The organism is Bifidobacterium ramosum, assembly GCF_009299505.1.
Classification (GTDB): Bacteria; Actinomycetota; Actinomycetes; order Actinomycetales; family Bifidobacteriaceae; genus Bifidobacterium; species Bifidobacterium ramosum.
In genome coordinates this window covers 18,765-38,512 of record NZ_WBSM01000005.1, presented here as the reverse complement: position 1 = coordinate 38,512, position 19,748 = coordinate 18,765, and the positions used below count along the sequence as shown (strand labels likewise).

15 protein-coding genes are annotated in these 19,748 nt (G+C 64.1%); 13 read left to right on the top strand and 2 right to left on the bottom strand.

What is annotated here, in order from left to right; translation table 11 throughout:
* The first annotated feature begins 149 nt into the window (after window positions 1–149).
* Together DSM100688_RS05540 and DSM100688_RS05535 are read left to right on the top strand one after the other, a co-directional pair.
* Window positions 150–1,952, top strand: a complete 1,803-nt coding sequence (locus DSM100688_RS05540; protein ID WP_163146887.1) for a proline--tRNA ligase — start codon at window positions 150–152, stop codon at window positions 1,950–1,952.
* Window positions 1,953–2,652: 700 nt separating this feature from the next.
* Window positions 2,653–3,345 (top strand): single-stranded DNA-binding protein, encoded by a 693-nt coding sequence (locus DSM100688_RS05535; protein ID WP_152358152.1) that lies wholly within the window; start codon window positions 2,653–2,655, stop codon window positions 3,343–3,345.
* A 251-nt stretch (window positions 3,346–3,596) separates the two neighbouring features.
* Here DSM100688_RS05535 and DSM100688_RS05530 read toward each other — a convergent pair whose 3' ends face one another.
* Window positions 3,597–5,678: a M13 family metallopeptidase gene (locus DSM100688_RS05530; protein ID WP_152358151.1), complete on the bottom strand. Its 2,082-nt coding sequence runs from the start codon at window positions 5,676–5,678 to the stop codon at window positions 3,597–3,599.
* Window positions 5,679–5,884: 206 nt separating this feature from the next.
* Here DSM100688_RS05530 and DSM100688_RS05525 point away from each other — a divergent pair, with 206 nt between their 5' ends.
* The 3 genes from DSM100688_RS05525 to DSM100688_RS05515 all read left to right on the top strand — a co-directional run bounded on the left by DSM100688_RS05525 (window position 5,885) and on the right by DSM100688_RS05515 (window position 9,400).
* A complete protein-coding gene (locus tag DSM100688_RS05525) occupies window positions 5,885–6,784 on the top strand; it encodes an HdeD family acid-resistance protein (protein ID WP_420837483.1) in 900 nt (299 codons plus the stop codon).
* 45 nt (window positions 6,785–6,829) lie between these two features.
* The gene (map, locus tag DSM100688_RS05520) at window positions 6,830–7,612 is read left to right on the top strand and encodes a type I methionyl aminopeptidase (RefSeq protein WP_152358150.1); all 783 of its coding nucleotides are present in this window, start codon (window positions 6,830–6,832) and stop codon (window positions 7,610–7,612) included.
* A gap of 495 nt (window positions 7,613–8,107) precedes the next feature.
* The gene (locus DSM100688_RS05515) at window positions 8,108–9,400 is read left to right on the top strand and encodes a citrate synthase (RefSeq protein WP_152358149.1); all 1,293 of its coding nucleotides are present in this window, start codon (window positions 8,108–8,110) and stop codon (window positions 9,398–9,400) included.
* A gap of 240 nt (window positions 9,401–9,640) precedes the next feature.
* Here the strand turns inward: DSM100688_RS05515 and dapD are convergent, their stop codons facing one another.
* The gene (dapD, locus tag DSM100688_RS05510) at window positions 9,641–10,660 is read right to left on the bottom strand and encodes a 2,3,4,5-tetrahydropyridine-2,6-dicarboxylate N-succinyltransferase (protein ID WP_152358148.1); all 1,020 of its coding nucleotides are present in this window, start codon (window positions 10,658–10,660) and stop codon (window positions 9,641–9,643) included.
* Window positions 10,661–11,199: 539 nt separating this feature from the next.
* Between dapD and DSM100688_RS12215 the strand changes: the two genes are divergently transcribed.
* The 8 genes from DSM100688_RS12215 to DSM100688_RS05475 all read left to right on the top strand — a co-directional run bounded on the left by DSM100688_RS12215 (window position 11,200) and on the right by DSM100688_RS05475 (window position 19,683).
* A complete protein-coding gene (locus DSM100688_RS12215; protein ID WP_276607807.1) occupies window positions 11,200–11,331 on the top strand; it encodes a hypothetical protein in 132 nt (43 codons plus the stop codon).
* A gap of 111 nt (window positions 11,332–11,442) precedes the next feature.
* Window positions 11,443–12,570, top strand: a complete 1,128-nt coding sequence (gene prfB, locus DSM100688_RS05505) for a peptide chain release factor 2 (RefSeq protein ID WP_152358147.1) — start codon at window positions 11,443–11,445, stop codon at window positions 12,568–12,570.
* Between the two features lie 78 nt (window positions 12,571–12,648).
* Entirely contained in the window at window positions 12,649–14,091 is a 1,443-nt protein-coding gene (gene ftsE / locus DSM100688_RS05500) for a cell division ATP-binding protein FtsE (RefSeq protein ID WP_152358146.1), read from the top strand.
* Complete coding sequence (gene ftsX, locus DSM100688_RS05495) at window positions 14,088–15,011, top strand: permease-like cell division protein FtsX (RefSeq protein WP_152358145.1); 924 nt, start codon at window positions 14,088–14,090, stop codon at window positions 15,009–15,011. Before ftsE ends, ftsX begins: the two co-directional genes overlap by 4 nt.
* A 53-nt stretch (window positions 15,012–15,064) precedes the next feature.
* Window positions 15,065–16,528, top strand: a complete 1,464-nt coding sequence (locus DSM100688_RS05490; protein ID WP_420837482.1) for a CHAP domain-containing protein — start codon at window positions 15,065–15,067, stop codon at window positions 16,526–16,528.
* Window positions 16,529–16,654: 126 nt separating this feature from the next.
* Window positions 16,655–17,134: an SsrA-binding protein SmpB gene (smpB, locus tag DSM100688_RS05485; protein ID WP_152358144.1), complete on the top strand. Its 480-nt coding sequence runs from the start codon at window positions 16,655–16,657 to the stop codon at window positions 17,132–17,134.
* Between the two features lie 523 nt (window positions 17,135–17,657).
* Window positions 17,658–18,623, top strand: coding sequence for an ABC transporter substrate-binding protein (locus tag DSM100688_RS05480; RefSeq protein WP_152358143.1), 966 nt, complete (start codon window positions 17,658–17,660; stop codon window positions 18,621–18,623).
* Between the two features lie 130 nt (window positions 18,624–18,753).
* On the top strand, window positions 18,754–19,683 hold the full coding sequence (locus DSM100688_RS05475; RefSeq protein WP_152358273.1) for an ABC transporter substrate-binding protein: 930 nt from the start codon (window positions 18,754–18,756) through the stop codon (window positions 19,681–19,683).
* Window positions 19,684–19,748 lie beyond the last annotated feature (65 nt).

Sequence of the window (19,748 nt, the reverse complement as noted above, 5' to 3'; positions counted from 1 at the left end):
CGTCTAACAACCCATCCGCCTAACAACCTAACCTCAACGGACATACAGTCGATTCCGCCCGGTCGATCGGCTGTATGTCCGTTGGGAAGAAGAAGGCGACGATACGGCCTCGGCCGGCAACGTCCCCTTGATTGAGTAGTTTGGAACCCATGAGTTCCAAAGCACTTCGTATGTCTACCCTGTTCCTGCGCACCCTGCGCGAGGACCCCGCCGACGCGGACGTCGATTCCGCGAAACTGCTGCAGCGAGCCGGCTACATCCGCAAAGCCGCGCCCGGCATCTGGACGTGGCTGCCGCTCGGCCTACGTGTTCTGAACAAGATCGAGACGATCATCCGCGAGGAGATGGACGGCATCGGCGCGCAGGAGGTGCACTTCCCGGCGCTGCTGCCGCGCGAACCGTACGAGGCCACCCACCGCTGGGAAGAGTACGGCGACAACATCTTCCGTCTCAAGGATCGTCATCAGGCCGACTACCTGCTCGCGCCGACGCACGAGGAGATGTTCACGCTGCTCGTCAAGGACATGTATTCGTCGTACAAGGATCTGCCGGTCGTGCTGTACCAGATCCAGACCAAGTACCGTGACGAGTTCCGTCCGCGCGCCGGCCTGATCCGTGGCCGCGAATTCGTGATGAAGGACGCCTACTCGTTCAACATGGACGAGGAGGGCATGCGCAAGGCGTACATGGACGAACGCGGCGCGTACGAGCGCGTGTTCCAGCGCATCGGCCTGAAGTACGTGCCGGTGTTCGCGATGTCCGGCCCGATGGGCGGCTCCGCGTCCGAGGAGTTCCTCGCGCCGATGCCGATCGGCGAGGATACGTTCGCGCTCGCCCCGAGCGGCAAGGCGTGGAACGTCGAGGCGCTGCACACGCCCGAACTGCCGGAGATCGACGCGTCCGAGACCCCGGCCGCCACGAAGGAGGCCACGCCGGACGCGAAGACCATCGACAAGATGATCGAACGCGCCAACGCCGACCATCCGCGTGCGGACGGCCGCTCGTGGGAGGCCTCCGACATCCTCAAGAACGTGGTCATCGCGGTCAAGCACCCGGAGGACGCGGAGCACGACGAGCCGTGGCGCGAGATCATCGTCGTCGGCGTGCCGGGCGACCGCACGGTCGACATGAAGCGTCTCGAGGCGCAGTTCGCGCCCGCCGAGCTTGAAGAGGCCACCGAAGAGGATCTCAAGGCACATCCGGAGCTGGTGCCGGGCTACATCGGCCCGATGGTGCTCGGCCCGCAGGCCGAGGCCGCCGGCGTCAAGGATCCGCTGCGCTACCTTGTGGACGCGCACGTCGTCAAGGGTTCCGCGTGGTTCACCGGTGCCGACGAGCATGAGGTCGACTACTACAACCTCGTCTACGGCCGCGATTTCAAGGCCGACGGCGTGGTGGAGGCCGTCGAGGTGCGCCACGGCGACATGAGCCCGGACGGTTCCGGCCCGTTGAGCTTCGAGCGCGGCGTGGAGATCGGCCAGGTGTTCCAGCTCGGTCTCAAGTACTCCAAGGCGCTGGATCTCAAGGTGCTTGACCAGAACGGCAAGACGGTTCCGGTGTGGATGGGCTGCTATGGCATCGGCGTGTCCCGTGTGCTCGCGTGCGTCGCCGAGACGCATCACGACGAGAAGGGTCTTGCCTGGCCGTCCGTGATCGCGCCGGCGCAGGTGCACGTCGTGGCCACCGGCAAGGACGCGGCCGCGTTCGACGCCGCCGAGCAGCTCGTCGCCGATCTCGAGGCGCGTGGCGTGGAGGTCATCTACGATGACCGCAAGAAGGTCTCCCCGGGCGTCAAGTTCAAGGACGCCGAGCTGATCGGCGTGCCGCTGATCGCCGTCGTCGGCCGCGACACGGTCAACAACGGCACGATCGAGGTGCGTGACCGCAACGGCGAGAACTCGGTCGCCGTGCCGGTCGCCGACGCGGTCGCCGCGATCGTCGACCGTCTGTGACGCGTGGTGTCGTGCGTTGCGTTCGTAGCTCGCGGCGCGAGGGCAGTACGTGTAGTGCGCGACGCGACTTGCGTACGATATGTGGTTCCGCGGCATCGGCGTAATGTCTAATGTCGCCGAGCGTGCGGTGATGTTCGTTGCGGAATGACGAGTGATGACGAGGGCCTCTCCGGTTTGGAGAGGCCCTCGTCGTGTATGGACGGGCTGCTGTTGTGCGATATTCGGTTGGTGTGTTTTCTCAATGAAGATGCATGTAATCGACGGACATGCAGCCGATTTTCGAGGCGTGATCGGCTGTATGTCCGTCGGAGGATTGGCGATGACCAGACATGTGGTGGTGATGGTGCACCGATGCGGTTTTGTGGCGGCGTCATTGAGTGGGGTTGTGGATGAGGTTGTGGATGGGCGGCGGGTGGTGACCGGGGTGGAACGTTTGCCGTGGATAAGTCGGCGAGTTATCCACGGTGAGTTATCCACAACACGCCGGGAGGTTCCGTTTGCGTCCACATTGGTCGTTTACCTGCCGGAGGATGGGCGGACTGGGGCATAGTGGAATCTACCGCGCGGGTCGCACTGCTGGTTTGACGGGACGAAGAGCCTTTCTTCCCTTCTCTCACCTCTCCTCAAGGCGCTTCGACAGGGTCCCAGCAGTGCGATCCGTGCGGACCACCTCGACGACGATGCGACGGAAGGATTCGCCATGGCTTTGCAACAGGGACTCGTCACCATCACCGGCCGCGTGGGCAGTGCGCCACAGGGATTCGGGCACAGCAGTCCGCCCACGATCTGTACGTTCAGGCTCGCGTGCACGCGCGGTTATTACGACGCGAACCGGCAGTGGAAGACCACGCCGACCACATGGATCACCGTGAAGACCTACCGTGCGCTGGCTGGCAACGTGCTGTCTTCGGTGCGATTGGGGCAACCGGTGATCGCTACCGGCGTACTGGCCACCGAGGAATGGGCGACCGAGACCGGTGAGAAACGGACACGGATCGTGCTGGAGGCCAGCAACGTGGGACATGATCTCAATTACGGCACCACGCATCTTGCGCAACCGTCACGCAGCGCCGGTGCGACGGCGGATGCGAATGCCGACGGGGGCGCCGCCGATGCCTTGTCGGCCGGCGGTGGCATGGCTGGTGCCAATGCGGGTGTTGGTGCCGGTGAAGCTGGTGTGCCGTCTGCTGGCTCGCCAGTGGATCAGGTCGCCGCGGCTGGTCCGGGCAACGATCCGTTCGCCAACGCACAGCAAGGCGTGGCAAACGACGTTCCAGGAAGTGCCGATCAGCCGCCGCTGGCCGCCGTATCCGTCGCTTCGCCGCCCACGGATACGCCACCGCCAGTCGCCACACAACCCTCCCAAGAAGAATTTTCCGCTCCCGAGTTCTAACCAGACATCATGCGATAGTGCTCACCTCTCGGTGAACATACATCAGCGGACATGCAGCCGATATGAGGGTGCCTATCGGCTGCATGTCCACTGAGAGGTGGGCTGAGGAGAAAGGAGGATATGAGGCTTCGGGCAGATGGTGCCCGGCTTCGTCGCCGGACACCATGCCGCTTGGGTGCTACCCGAGTTACCCGGGGATCTACTCGGGGTAGTCACTCGGAGTAGACCCCCGAGCGGATCCCCGAGTGACGTCACCAGATGGAGACGCGCTGCTCCGGGGCGAGCCACATGCCGTCGCCATCGTGCACGCCGAAGGCCGTGTAGAACAGGTCCACGTTGCGCACGATGCCGTTGGTGCGGCATTCGGCGGGGGAGTGCGGGTCGATCTGCAGGAACTGCTCGGCCAGTTCGTCGCGGTTCTTGCCGCGCCAGATCGAGGCGTAGCTCAGGAAGAAGCGCTGCAGGCCGGTGAAGCCGTCCATGACCGGCGCGGTGTCCAGCGCGGCCTTGATCGCCTCCGGTGAGCCGTCCTTCGGACGGCCGGCGGCCTCGTCCAACGCGAACGCGTACGCTTTGAGCGCGATGTTCACGCCGCCCAGATCGCCGATGTTCTCGCCGATGGTCAGTGCGCCGTTGACGTGCGGGGCCTTGCTTGGGTCGTCGGCATACTTCTCGGCCAGCTGCGTCGGCACGAACGCGTTGTACTGCTCGATGAGCGCCGTGGTGCGCTGTTCGAAGTTCGCGCGATCCTCGGTGGTCCACCAGTTGTTGAGCTTGCCGTCACCGTCGAACTGCGATCCCTGGTCGTCGAAGCCGTGGCCGATCTCGTGGCCGATCACCGCGCCGATGCCGCCGTAGTTGGCCGCGTCGTCGGCCTCGGGGTTGAAGAACGGCGGCTGCAGGATCGCGGCCGGGAACACGATCACGTTCTTGCTTGGATCGTAGTAGGCGTTCACGGTCTGCGGGTTCATCTCCCACTCGCCCTTGTCGACCGGCTTGCCGGCCTTGGCGAGCTGGTAGCCGTTCTCGTACAGGCTGGCCGCGGCCATGTTCTCGACGAGCGTAGCATCCTCGCGCACGTCAAGCGCGCCGTAGTCGCGCCAGTGCTCGGTGTAGCCGATCATTGGCGTGAACTTCGACAGCTTCTCGAGGGCCTTGGTCTTCGTGGCCTCACCGAGCCAGGTGCTGCCGCTGATCGACACGCGGTAGGCGTCGATCAGGTTCGCGACGAGCTGCTCCATGCGTTGCTTGGAGCTTTCGGGGAAGTGGCGGCGGACGTATTCGCGGCCGACGTCCTCGCCGCAGATGCCGTTGACCAGCGACACAGCGCGCTTCCAGCGGTCGCGCTGCACCTTCGCGCCCGACAGCACCTTGCCGTAGAAGTCGAAGTTCGTCTCGTCGAAGTCGCGGCTGAGATACGCTGCGGTGCCGATGATCGCGTGCACGCGCGCCCACAGCTTGAGATCGTCAAGCTCGGCGGTGTCCCAGAACTGGTCGAAGCCGGTCAGGAAGCTCGGTTCATGCACGATGACGTGGCTCAGCGCGGCGTGCAGGTCCACCGGCTGCGCGGCCGCGGCGGCGGTCGCGTCATACGCCTGCTGCCAGGCGCCGGCCCATGCGGGGAGGTCGAAGTGTGCCAGCTCGCCGCTCAGCGTGGCGAAGTCGGTGGGGTTGTTGGTCTTCTGCGGATCGCGCGTGGTCACGTTGTCCCAGTGGTGCGCGGCGATGCGCGTCTCGACGTCGAGGAAGCGCTTCGCCTGCACGTCGGTCGTCTCGACGTCGCCGTACCCGGCGTTGCGTAGCTGCTTGGCGACCATGTCGACGTAGGCCGTGCGGATCGGCTCATAGCGGTCCTCGCGGTAGTACGCTTCGTCCGGCAGGCCGAGACCGGACTGCTCGATGTGCACGACGTTCGTGTCCGGATCGGCCGGATCTCCATAAATGCCGAAGCCGAAGGGCGTCGTGGTCGCGTCGGACGGGTCGTACTGTCCGAGCACGCGGGTCAGTGCGGTCTTGTCGGCGGCGTCGTCGATCGCGGCAAGCACCGGCTTGAGCGGCGTGATGCCGGCCTGCTCGATCGCGTCGGTGTCGAGGAAGGAGCGATAGAGCGCACGCGACTTGACGGCCGGGCAGGCGTCGTCTTCGAGGATTTCGTGGATCTGGTTTTCGGAATCCTCGGCGAGCTTTTCGAAGGCGCCGTACCGGGCCTTGTCGTCGGGCAGACGGTACGTGTCGATCCACGGGCCGTTCACGTAGCGGAAGAAGTCGTCGGATGGTTTGATAACGGAGGAGAACGCGGCCGGATCGAGGCCGGAGGTCAGAACTGTACTCATACGGCCCAGCCTATTCGCGTGCAATGACGAACGCGACCGTTGGATACCGATACAGAAAATCGGTAAACGGACAGTTTGTCTCATTATGCTGATGGAAAGAATTAGACATCATGTCTAGGATGAAGGTATCGATCATACGGCACCTGCCGCGGCGGTCACGCGTCCGCGGCAGGTGCCGTTGGCACCGCATACGACAGGGAGTCACGATGAGCGATCCGAACATGAACGGGCAGAATCAGAATCCGCAATCAGGCAATCCACGGTCCGGCAACAACCCGAACGGGCAGCCGGAGTACGGCGCCTACGCGCCGCAGGGCCAGCCCAACGGTCAGTACTATCCGTACGGCGGCGCGCCGAACCAGAACGGACAGAACGGCAACCCCAACGGCTACGGCCAGTATCAGCAGAACACGCAGTACGGCAATCCGTACGGTACGCAACAGCCGTACGGTCAGCCGTTCGCCTATCAGCCGAATCCATATGACCAGAACGGCCAAGGTAACCAGTATGGCAACCAGAACGGCTGGCAACCGGTCAACCTGTTCCAGCTGTTCGAGGAGACGCTGCCGCAGCAGGCCAAGAACGCGATCCGCGGCCTGTACGGCATCGTCGGCACGGTGGCCGTGATCCTCGGCCTCGCCCTGCTCATCTGGCCGGGCAAGACGCTCACCGTGTTCGCTGTGGCGTTCGGCATCTACTTCGTCGTCTCCGGTGTGATCCGCATCGTCAGCGCCCTCGTGACCATCGGGCTGCCGGGCGGCTGGCGCGCGCTCGACATCCTCGTCGGCGGTCTGCTCGCGTTCGGCGGCGTGATCATGCTCAAGAACGCGGCGCTGTCCGGCACGTCGCTCGCGATCTTCGTGACGCTGATCGTTGGCTTCGGCTGGATCATGGAGGGCGTGATGGCGCTCGTCGAGTCGTGGCGTCTGCCGAAGTCCGGATGGGCCGTGTGCTACGCGATCATCTCGATCATCGCGGGGCTGGTCGTGATCGTCTCGCCGGTCAGTTCGATGATGTTCCTCATCATCTTTGGCGGTTGCGCGTTGATCGTGATGGGTGTCTCCGCCATCGTGCGCGCGTTCACGTTCGGCAAGTCGCGCAAGTAACGCGGGTGAAACCGCAAGTAGTACGGTCTGAGTAGGCTGGGCGGCATGATCGAACTGAAAACACCCAAGGAAATCGAAGAGATGAAGCCCGCCGGCCGTTTCGTCGGCGGCATCCTCAAGGAGCTCCAGGAAACCACCAAGGTCGGCACCAACCTGCTCGAGATCGACGAGTTCGTGCATCAGAAGATCGTCGACCGCAAGGGCGCCGAATCCTGCTACGTCGACTATGCGCCCGACTTCGGCACCGGCCCGTTCGCCCACTACATCTGCACGTCCGTGAACGACGCCGTGCTGCACGGCATCCCGTACGATTACAGCCTCAAGGACGGCGATCTGGTCAGCCTTGACCTCGCGATCAGCGTGGACGGCTGGGTGGCCGACTCCGCCGTCAGCTTCGTGGTCGGCAAGGACAAGGACCCCGAGGACCTGCGTCTCATCAAGTGCACCGAGGAGGCGCTCGCCGCCGCCATTGACGTGGCCCGCCCGGGCAACCGTCTTGGCGACATCTCCAACACGATCGGCGACATCGCGCGCACCTACGGCTATCCGATCAATCTCGAGTTCGGCGGCCACGGCGTCGGCCACATCATGCACGGCGATCCGCACGTGCCGAACGACGGCAAGGCGCACCACGGCTACCGTCTGCGCCCGGGTCTGGTCATTGCGATCGAACCGTGGTTCCTCAAGACCACGGACGAGATCTATCAGGATCCGAAGGACGGCTGGACGCTGCGCTCGGAGGACGGCTCGCGCGGCGCGCACAGCGAGCACACCATCGCGATCACCGACGACGGCCCGATCATCTTCACCGATCGCACGAATCTGTGACGTCGTTATGATCGCTGCTCGAAAGGCTCCCGATGAGGGAGCCTTGTTGCGTTGTGCGGTCCCGCGTTCGTGACGATCCCGCATCCTCCTCAACGGACATACGGCCGATTTCGCCACCCGAATCGGCCGTATGTCCGTTGAGGGGAGGACTGTACGTCTGTGTAGAGGTGCCCAGGTTGCTGCGCTCGTGCTGTCGTGTATAGCGGATCGCTTCTTTCTCAACGGACATACGGCCGATTCGGGCACTCAAATCGGCTGTATGTCCGTTGAGGAAAGAAAGAATCCGCCGTGCGTCTGTTGCGCTTCCGAGAAGGAAGGAACGGGAGGCAGCAACGAATCGTCGACCGTCATCGTGCGTCGAACCGCGTTTTTGAGACGCGGACTTGCGCCGAAACACACATGCCATATAGTGAGCCATACTTTTGGGCCGGACGCGTCCGCATCCTACGCAAGGCGACGCCCATGGCCGGCCCGCAATCCGAGGGGAGCATCCGTATGGCAACAGCTCAGCTGAACGTCGATGACAGCAAGTACACCCTGCCGGTCGTCAAAGCCAGCGCCGGCCCGGACGGCATCGTCGTGTCGAAGCTGCGCAACGACGGCTGGGTCACGCTCGATCCGGGCTTTCTCACCACCGCGCAGTGCGAATCGAAGATCACGTATATCGACGGTCAGCATTCGATCCTGCGCTACCGCGGCTATCCGATCGAGCAGCTGTGCGACCAGTCCGACTTCCTCGAGGTCGCGTGGCTGCTGCGCCACGGCGAACTGCCCAGCCGTGAGCAGTATGACCAGTTCGTCTCCGCGATCAACCACCGCACGATGGTCGGCGAGGACTTCCGCACGTTCATGGGTTCGTTCCCGCGCACCGCGCACCCGATGAGCGTCCTCGCGTCCGCGATCAACGCGCTCGCCACGTTCTACCCGGACACCACCGACATCAACGACTCAGACCAACTCGACGAGGCCGCGATCATCATCATGGCGAAGGTGCGCACCATCGTGTCGTACATCTTCCGTCGCCGCCGCGACGAGCCGATGCTGTACCCCGACTACGCGCGCGGCTACGTCGACGACTTCCTGCGCATGTGCTTCGCCGTGCCGTACGAGCCGTTCGAATCCGACCCGCTGTACGTGCACGCGCTCGGCCGTCTGCTTATCATCCACGCCGATCATGAGCAGAACTGCTCCACGTCCGTCGTCCGCATCGCCGGTAGTGCTCATGCGAACCTGTACTCGGCGGTCGCGGCCGGCGTCAACGCGCTGTCCGGCCCGCTACATGGTGGCGCGAACGAGGCCGTGCTGCGCCAGCTCAAGGCGATCCGCGACTCCGGCAAGACCGTGCGCGAGTTCGTCGAGGAGGCGAAGACCGAGGGGCACCGCATCTCCGGACTCGGTCATCGCGTGTACAAGTCGTACGATCCGCGCGCGGCGATCGCCAAGACGTATCTCGAGAAGATCATGGAACGCGAGGACACGTCGAAACTGCCGGCCGACGAGCGCGCGCTGTTCGACGTCGCCACCGAGCTGGAGGACATCGCGTTGACCGACGACTATTTCGTGTCGCGTCACCTGTACCCGAACGTCGATTTCTACACGGGTCTGATCTACCGTGCGATCGGGTTCGACCCGGCGATGTTCACGACGCTGTTCGCGCTCGGCCGCATCCCCGGCTGGATCGCGCAGTACCGTGAGATGCTCGCCGATCCGAACACGAAGATCGGCCGGCCGCGGCAGGTGTACACCGGCGAGACGCTGCGCGACTACGTGCCGCTCGACGAGCGCTGAGCGACGGACAGTACGGTTCTCCCGACGAACGCCCGCCCTCCTTCTCAACGGACATACAGCCGATTGCAACGATGGAATCGGCTGTATGTCCGTTGAGGGAATGACTGGTTTCAGGTCGTGCTGTCGCAGTCGCGCCGCTGAACGTGCGATAACGTGTGCGGTATCAAGGCGCACCGAAGGAAGACGTACGACAGTACGTCGACTGAGGAGCAACGCAGATAACGCTCCGTTATCGCATGCTCAGTTCTTGTGCAGCTTGTCGTTGAGCTCGATGCCGGTCTTGCGGTAGCGTGCCTCGATACGGCCGGAGACCGAGTTGCGGATGAACAGGATGTTGTTCTTGCCCGACAGATCCGCGCCCTTGACGACGTCGAGCGGTTCGCCGGCGGCGACCTTGGCCTTGTCGTAGACGGTGATCTTGGTGCCGGCGGTGATGTACAGGCCGGCTTCGACGACGCAGTTGTCGCCGAGTGAGATGCCGATGCCCGCGTTCGCGCCGAGCAGGGAGTGCTCGCCGATCGAGTTGCGCAGCTTGCCACCGCCCGACAGGGTGCCCATGATGGACGCACCGCCGCCGATGTCGGAGCCGTCGCCGACGACGACACCCTGCGAGATGCGGCCCTCGACCATGGAGACGCCGAGCGTGCCGGCGTTGAAGTTCACGAAGCCGGCGTGCATGACGGTGGTGCCTTCGGCGAGGTGAGCGCCGAGGCGGACGCGGTCGGCGTCGCCGATGCGCACGCCGGTGGGAGTGACGTAGTCGATCATGCGCGGGAACTTGTCGACGGACAGGACGGTGACCATCGCGGCGGGGGAGGCGGTGGGCAGGCCGACCTGCGCGGCGAACGCGTCGGCCGCGGTGATGGCGGCGGATTCGAGGTCGATCTTGCGCAGGGCGAAGTCCGCGACGGCGAACGGGCCGTAGTTCGTCCACACGACGTTGGTGAGTTTGGCGAAGATGCCGTCCAGATTCAGCGTGTTCGGCTTGGCGAGACGCTGTGAGAGCAGGTGCAGGCGCAGGTAGGCGTCGGCCGCGTCGGCGATCGGGGCGTCGAGATCGGAGATGGTGAACACGGGGACGCGACGCACGCCGCGCGCGTCGGCCGTGTCGTGGACCAGTGCGCCGAACCCGTGGTTCGGCCGGTCGGCTTCGGCGGGCGCCTCGCCCAGCGTCAGCTGCGGATACCAGACGTCCAGCGTGGCGCCGGATGCGTCGATCGAGGCCAGACCCCAGCCCCACGCGGTGCGTTCGTTTGCCATTGATTGCTCCTTATCGAGTCATGTGATCAATGACTCCAGCATAGGTTGGGGAGTCGCCCATGCGCCGCCGCTCCTCACGGGATGGAAAATCCGCGCGGTTTTCCATCCCGTGAGGAGACGTCCTGGCATGCGATGGTATTGAATCGAGTCTCTTCCATCGCGTGCGCTCGTTTCGCGGTCACGGGATGGATTGATTCGATTCAATTCCGTCTCGTGCAGGATGGACAGGTCATGGGATGGAAAATCACGCGTATCTTCCATCCCGTGACCAAGCCAAGGTCTCGCGATGGGATTAAATCGTGTGGGATGCCGTCGTGTGACTGGCGATGAACCCGTAGGTGCCGGTAATAGTGAGTACGGTACCGGGCTGCCGTCGTGTGACCGGCAATGAAGCCACAGGACGGATTGAATGGGTACAATTCCATCGCGTGACCGACGACGAGGTCTCACGACGGATCGCATGGTTACGATGCCATCGCGTGACCGACGGCATGACGCGCGGAGCGTAAAATCCGGGCGAGTCGTTACAATGGCGCACTGTGAACGAGTACAAGGCCGAACGAGAGCAGCGCGAACGTCGCCGCCGCAACATCGTGCGCGCGGTGTGCATCGTCGTCGCTGCCGCCATGCTGCTCAGCCTTGTCATCCCGGCGATCTACGCCGGTCTTTGACGCACCTTGCCCGCGCATGCCCAATGAGGGATATGCGTTTCATGCATATATTGTGCGCACCCAGGACAACACGACCGGATACATCAGCAACGACACATATGGTGGTATACGATGGCAGAATTTGACTATAATCAGGCGATCGGCGACGCGCGCGCCAAATACGAATCCATCGCCAAGGCGCTGGACATGGACCGGCTCAAGGCCGACATCAAGGATCTCGAACAGCAGGCGGCCGAACCCGGCCTGTGGGACGATCCGGAGAACGCGCAGAAGATCACGAGCAAGCTGTCGGCCGCGCAGGCCCAGCTGCGCCGTCTCACTTCCGCGAACCAGCGCATCGACGACGTGGAGACGCTCGTCGAGCTCGGCCGTGAGATGGAGGACGCCGACTCGCTCGCCGAGGCGCAGTCCGAGATCGGCAAGATCCAGCAGGACCTCGACGACATGGAGATCCAGACGCTGCTCGACGGCGAATACGACGAACGTTCCGCTGTCGTCACGATCCGCTCCGGCGCGGGCGGCGTGGATGCGGCCGACTTCGCGCAGATGCTGCTGCGTATGTACCTGCGCTGGGCTGAGCGCAACGGCTACAAGGCCAAGGTGATGGACACGTCGTATGCCGAAGAGGCCGGCATCAAGTCCGCGACCTTCCAGGTGGACGCCCCGTACGCGTTCGGCCGCCTGTCGGTCGAAGGCGGCACGCACCGTCTCGTGCGCATCTCCCCGTTCGACAACCAGGGCCGCCGCCAGACCAGCTTCGCCGCGGTCGAGGTCGTGCCGCTCGTTGAGGCGACCGACCACATCGACATCCCGGACACCGACATCCGCATCGATACGTACTGCTCCTCCGGCCCCGGTGGCCAGGGCGTGAACACCACGTACTCCGCGGTGCGCATCACCCACTTGCCGACCGGCATCGTCGTGACCATGCAGGACGAGCGCTCGCAGATCCAGAACCGTGCCGCCGCCATGGCCGTGCTCCAGTCCCGACTGCTCGTGCTGCGCCACGAGGAGGAGGCCAAGAAGAAGAAGGAGATCGCCGGCGACATCAAGGCCAGCTGGGGCGATCAGATGCGTTCCTATGTGCTGCATCCGTACCAGATGGTCAAGGATCTGCGCACCGGCTACGAGACCAGCCAGACGCAGGCCGTGTTTGACGGCGACATCGATGCGTTCATCGAGGCTGGCATCCGCTGGCGTCACGAGCAGCGCCGCGCGGCGGAACAGGAAGCGGAGTAATCCTTCGTATACGGCTCCTCTCCGCTCCGAACAAGCGCAGGGGAGCCGCCACGGATCAGACGGATCAAGGAAGGCGATATGGCACTCATCTCGTTGGATCATGTGAGCAAGATCTACCCGCGCGGCACGAGACCCGCGCTGGACGACGTCAATCTGCACATCGACCGAGGTGACTTCGTCTTCCTCGTCGGCGCGTCCGGCTCCGGCAAGACCACGCTGCTCAGCCTGCTGCTGCGCGAGGAGGAGGCCACCGACGGCGAGATCCACGTCGCCGGCAACGACCTGCGCCGTCTGAGCAACCGTCAGGTGCCGCAGTACCGCCGTTCGATCGGCTTCATCTTCCAGGACTACAAGCTGCTCAACAACAAGACCGTCTGGCAGAACGTCGCGTTCGCGCTCGAGGTGATCGGCACACGCCGATCCACGATCAAGTCGCTCGTGCCGAAGGTCCTCGAAACCGTGGGACTCACCGGCAAGGAGAACAGCTATCCGCACGAGCTGTCCGGCGGCGAGCAGCAGCGCGTCACCATCGCCCGCGCGTACGTCAACCATCCGCAGATCCTGCTTGCCGACGAGCCCACCGGCAACCTCGACCCGACCACGTCGCTCGGCATCATGGAGGTGCTCGACGCGATCAACCGCACCGGCACCACGATCGTCATGGCCACGCACAACGAGGAGATCGTCAATTCGATGCGCAAGCGCGTCGTCGAACTGCACGCCGGCAAAATCGTACGCGACGAACGGCAGGGCTCCTACGATTCCGCGCTGTACTTCCCCGACGCGGAGGTCGAGTCCCGGTCCAAGCAGGCGCTCGGCGTGCCGTCTGAGCAGCCGCAGTTCGCTGCGCCGCAGCCGACCGGCACGCGCGTCGAGCAGGCCGAACGCATCGTCGAGCACGTCTCCGAGGTGATCAACGGCGACGAGACCAATGAAGGCATCGCGCGGCTGGCGAACTCCGTGCATTCGGGCCGCACCGGCCGGTACGGCGAGGCGTTCGCGCCTGTCGAGACGACGCTGACGTGGGGCAGGGGACTGCGTTTGGACGAGTATGCGGCCGGGAAGTCCGACGCCGACGCCGCCGATGATGCGAAGGATTCGGATGGTGCCGATGATTCGGTTGCGACGTCGGCTGACGCGAACGGTACGGGATCGACGGAACCGCATGGACAGGACGATGTGAAACAGTCCGTGGAACAGGTTGCAGACGTTGCGACGACAGCGACCTATACCACGGCCGATGATGATGCGTCCGTCGTGTCCGTGTCGTCCGATGGTGCCGACGATACTGCGGGCGATGCCAGCGAGACGCCGTCCGCGTCCGCCGGTGAGCCGACTGACGCAACGACTGACGCATCCGTCGATGATGCAGCATCGTCCGCCGCCTCCGCGCCTTCGTCCGCATCCGCCGATCAGCCGGCGTCCCAACCGCTCCTCGCGCCTCCAGCACCCCCGGCCCCGCCCGCACAGCCGCAATCGCAACGAGACGACACTGACGAACCCAAGGAGGAAACCCGATGAGAGCACGGTTCATCCTCTCCGAAACCTGGACGAGTCTCAAACGCAACGTGCCGATGCTGCTGTCCGTGATGCTCGTCACGTTCATCTCGTTCCTGTTCATCGGCGCATCCGTGCTCACGCAGGCGCAGATCACCAAGGCGAAGGGCGGCTGGTACGACCAGGTCGAGGTCGTCGTATGGCTGTGCCCGGACGGCACCAGCCAGTCCGCCAACTGCGCGAGCGGCAAGTCGCCGAGCGCGTCCGAAATCGACGCGCTGCAGCAGAAGATCCGCGACGAGCTGCCCGACGTCGTCTCGAAGATCACGTACATGTCGAAAGAGGACTTCTACAAGGACACGTTCCTCAAGCAGTATCCGAACGGCGAATACCAGGGCCGCACGCTCACCGCTGACGACATGCAGGCGTCGCTGTGGCTCAAGCTCAAGAACCCCGAGAAATACCAGGTGGTCGCCGAGGTGCTGTCCGGGCAGGACGGCGTCGAGGAGGTGTCCGACCAGCGGCAGATCTTCGAACCGGTGTTCGCCGTGCTCAACCGCGCCACGGTCATCACCGCCGTGCTCGCCGCGGTGATGGTGCTCGTCGCGATCATGCTCACCGCCACGACGATCCGCATGTCCGCCGCGTCGCGCAGCAAGGAGACCGAGATCATGCGGCTGGTCGGCGCGTCGAACTGGACGATCCGCCTGCCGTTCATCCTCGAGGGCGTGGTCGCGTCGCTCGTCGGCTCGGTGCTCTCGTGCGTGATGCTGTCGGTGATCGTGCGCACGTTCATCTCCGGTTGGCTCGCGCAGTCGGTGACGTGGATTCCGTATGTCGACCAGATGACCGTGCTCATGATCTCGCCGTTCCTCGTGGCCGGCGCGGTGCTGCTGTCGGTCGTCGCGTCGACGATCTCGCTGCGGCGTTATCTCAAGGCGTAATGCTCCCAGATCCGTATGTTATGGTGGTGCCTGTTTGACGAAAGGACGCGTTGATGAAGCTCACACGAGTCGGTAGGTCCACGGCCGCGATGGCGTCGGCCGCAGCGTTGTGCGCAACAATGGGGTTCGCCTCCACGGCCGCGATGGTCGCGATGCCCGTGCCGCAGGCGTATGCGGACACGTACAGCGATCTGCTCGACGCGCAGGCCCGGCAGCAGTCCAGCGCCGCGCGCGAACAGGAGCTGCGCGATAAGCTGGCCGGCGTCAGCGCCGATCTGGCCGACAAGATCGTCGAACTCGACACGCTGACGAACACGACGATCCCGGCCGCGCAGAAGGCCGTGACGTCCGCGAACGACGCCGCCGCGCAGGCGCAGGACGAGGCCGACGCGCTGGCCGCGCGCCTCGCCGCCGCGCAGAAGGACAAGGAGACGCTCGAGGCCGAGATCAAGAAGACCGGCAAGGACTACGACGACGCGCACGCCGCCGTCGCCCAGATGGCGCGCGATTCGATGCACGGCTCCAACGCGTCCGACGTGATGAGCGTGGTCACCGGATCAACCAGCACCAAGCAGTTCGTGAACTCCATGCAGACGCGCGACGCGCTGTCACGCACCGAATCGAACGCCGCCTCCGACGCTGCCGTGTCGCTCAACACGTCGATGAACCGCGGCGAGCGACTCGCCGCCATTGAGGAACAGATCACACAGCTCAAGGCCAAGGCCGACGATGCGCTCGCCGCGGCGCAGGATGCGGCCGCCGACGCGAAGGCCAAGCGCGACTCGCTCGAATCCCTGCGTAAGGAAGGCGAATCCAAGCGCGCCGAACTCGAAAGCGCACAGAGCCAACTCAAGAGCGACGCCGCGAAGCAGGCCGCACAGACCGTGCTCATCGCCTCCGAAGTCGACTCGCTCAACAGTCAGTACGCCGCCGAACAGGCCGCCGCCGCGCAGAAGCCGACCGTCGGCCCGCAGGGCACCACCGATTCGGGCAGTACCGGCGGTAACACGGGCGGTTCGACGAACAACAACGCCGCCAATACGACGCCGACCACGCCGTCGACACCGTCCACGAACACTGGCGGCTCGACGAACGGCGGCAGCGCCAGCAACTCCGGTAACTCCGGCAGCTCGAGTAGCAGCTCGTCATCGTCCGGTCAGGGCACTAGCAACGGCGACTCCGGCAACGCCTACGCCGGCGGTCAGTGCACGTGGTGGGCCTACAACCGCCGCAAGCAGATGGGCATCGGCACGCCGTCGTTCCTCGGCAACGGCGGCCAGTGGTACCAGACCGCGCCGTCGTACGGACTGCGCGTCGACCACAACCCGCAGGTGGGCGCGGCGCTCTCGTTCTACCCCGGTCAGGACGGCGCCGACGGCACGTACGGCCATGTCGCGGTCGTCGAGGCCGTGTACAGCGACGGCACCTTCCAGATCTCCGAAATGAACGTGCAGGGTCTGTACGTGGTGTCGTACCGCACACTGACGAACCTCGGCCAGTACTGGTTCGTGCACTGACCGCGTGTCGGCAGTGCACTGGTCGCGCACCGACTGCGACGTTTTTCGCCGGCCCGCTTCCCGTGATGGGGGAGCGGGCCGTGTGATATCCTGAGCTGTTGCGTTGCATGACGAAAGGAGGGGATCATGCCCAAGGAAACCGGCACGAAGCTCATCGTGCAGAACAAGAAGGCCCGGCACGACTACGCCATCGAGGATCACTACGAAGCGGGACTCGTGCTCACCGGCACCGAGGTGAAGTCGCTGCGCGAGGGACGCGCGTCGCTGGCTGAGGCGTTCGTCTCCATCGACCGTCGCGGCGAGATGTGGCTCGAAGGGGCGAACATTCCCGAATACCTCAACGGCACGTGGAACAACCACGCGCCCAAGCGCAAGCGCAAACTGCTGTTGCACGAGCGCGAGATCGTGAAGCTGAGCCGTCAATCCGAGGCGAAGGGCTACACGATCATCCCGATCAGCCTGTACTTCAAGGACGGGCGCGTCAAGGCGGAGATCGCGCTGGCTCGAGGCAAGAAGGAGTACGACAAGCGTCAGGCCCTGCGCGAGGAGCAGGATAAGCGTGAGGCGTTGCGCGTCATGCGCTACAAGAACATGCGTGCGCGGTGATCGCTCGCGGTTCGTTGCGCACCGTCATGACGGCCGTAACTCAACAGGATCTCGTGTCTCTTGTTGAGTTACGGCCGTTTTGCGTATTCTCAACGGCCGTAACTCAACGGTAGCGTCGTGATGATGTTGAGTTACGGTCGTCTACAGATCCGAAAACGACCGTAACTCAACACGAGGGCCACGTTTTTGTTGAGTTACGGTCGCGGTGAGGGTGCGAAACGGCCGTAACTCAATGGTAGAGGCGTGACGATGTTGAGTTACGGTCGCGGTGAGGGTGCGAAACGGCCGTAACTCAACAAGAGACATGGGATGTTGTTGGGTTATGGCCTGTTGACGGGCGGCAGCGATCGTCGTGTCCGGCGGATGACGGCGGCCTGATACCGATGATGGATGCCGGGCGATCGTATTGTCCATACAGTGGACAATCCGTGTTCGATTTACGATACCGTAGCATCGGAACCGTACGCTCTCGAATTAGCCGGAAACATACCCGCCGGTCGACATGTCTGAGAGAGGAAATCCAATGTCTTACAGCAAGGGAATACGTTCGATCCGTACTATCCGTACCATCGCGGCCGTCACGCTGAGCGCGGCCATGATTCTCGCCGCCGCGGCCTGCGGCACCACCGATTCCGGGAGCAATAGCGCGTCCGGCAGCGACGCCAAGGACTCCGGATCGTCCAGCACGCAGGGCTTCGATACGAGCACCATCACGAAGGACGACGCGATCGCCGCGCTCCTACCCGACTCCGTGGCCGGCGACGGCACGCTCACCGTCGGCACCGACACCTCGTACGCACCGGCCGAATTCCTCGCCGAGGACGGCAAGACCGCCGTCGGCTTCGACGTCGACCTGTCCAAGGCATTGGCCGCCGTGTTCGGCCTCAAAGAGGAGACTGTCTCGTCCACGTTCGACTCGATCATTCCGTCGGTCGGCAGCAAATACGACATCGGCATCTCGTCGTTCACCGTCACGCCGGAACGCATGGAGGCCGTCGACTTCGTCACTTACTTCAAAGCCGGTTCCACATGGGTCGTGCGCAAAGGCAATCCCGACAAGGTCGACACCTCGAACCTGTGCGGCGTGAAGGTCGCGGTGCAGACCGGCACCACGCAGGAAGAGGAAGTCAACAAAGCCAACGAGCAGTGCAAGGCCGACGGCAAGGACGCGATCGACATCCAGTCGTCCAAGCTGCAGACCGACGTGACCACCGCCGTGGCGTCCGGCAAGGCGTCGATCTTCTACGCCGACTCGCCGGTCGCCGGATACGCGATCTCGCAGACCGGCGACACGCTGGAGACGCTCGGTGACGACACCGGCGTGACCCCGGAGGCCGTGGCCATCAAGAAGGGCGATTCGGCGACCGCCGAAGCCGTACAGAAGGCGATACAGAAGCTGATGGACGACGGCACGTACGGCAAGATCCTCGACACGTGGGGCGTCAAATCCGGCGCGATCGACAAGGCCGAGATCAACCCAACCGTGTGACGATGCGCGGAACGGCGGCTCCCCTCGACGAGGGGAGCCGCACGTCGGGAACTACGTAACCGGAAAAACCTGTCCTCTCTGTATACTCGGTAAACACATCGAGCACCGAGAGAACAAGAGAGGAACCATGATGTTCAAGAACCTCAAAACCGCCGCCGCGCTCGCACTGAGCGCCGCGATGCTGTTCGCCACGGCGGCCTGCGGCACCACCGACACCGCCACCGACGCGGACGGCAATGCGGCCAACGCCACCGAAGGCTACGATCTGAGCGGCGTCAAGACCGACGACGACATCGCCGCGCTGCTGCCGAGCTCCGTCAAGGACGCCGGCAAGCTCACCGTCGGCATGGAACTGTCGTACGCGCCGGCCGAATTCCTCGCCGAAGACGGCAAGACCCCGGTCGGCTACGACGTCGACATTGCCACCGCGATCGGCAAGCTCGCCGGCGTGAAGACCGACATTGTCTCGTCCACGTTCGACTCGATCGTCCCGTCCGTCGGCTCCAAGTACGATCTCGGCATCACCGCGATGACGATCACGACCGAACGCCTCGAGGCCGTCGACTTCGTCAGCTACTACAAGTCCGGCTTCAGCTGGATCGTCAAGAAGGGCAACCCGAACAAGGTCGACACCACGCAGCTGTGCGGCCTGAAGATCGCGGTGCAGACCGGCACCGTGCAGGAAGAGGAGGCCAACAAAGCCGCCGAACAGTGCAAGGCCGACGGCAAGGACGCGGTCGAGGTGCTCTCCACCAAGCTGCAGACCGATGCGGCCACCAGCGTGGTGACCGGCAAGGCCGACGTGTTCTACGCGGATTCGCCGGTCGGCGGTTACGCGATCAGCCAGACCGGCGGCGAGCTGGAGATGCTCGGCGAGGTCGAAGGCACCGCCAAGCAGGGCGTCGCGATCAAGAAGGGCGACGAGGCGATGGACAAGTTCGTGCAGGCCGCCATGCAGCAGCTCATGGACGACGGCACGTACGGCAAGATCCTCAAGCACTGGGGCGTCGAATCCGGCGCGCTCGACAAGGCCGAGATCAACCCCACCGATCTGGCGTGATTCCGTTCGTTCGTCCCGACTTCCGTTGATCGGTTGATCAGTTGATCAACGGAAGCCGGGACATG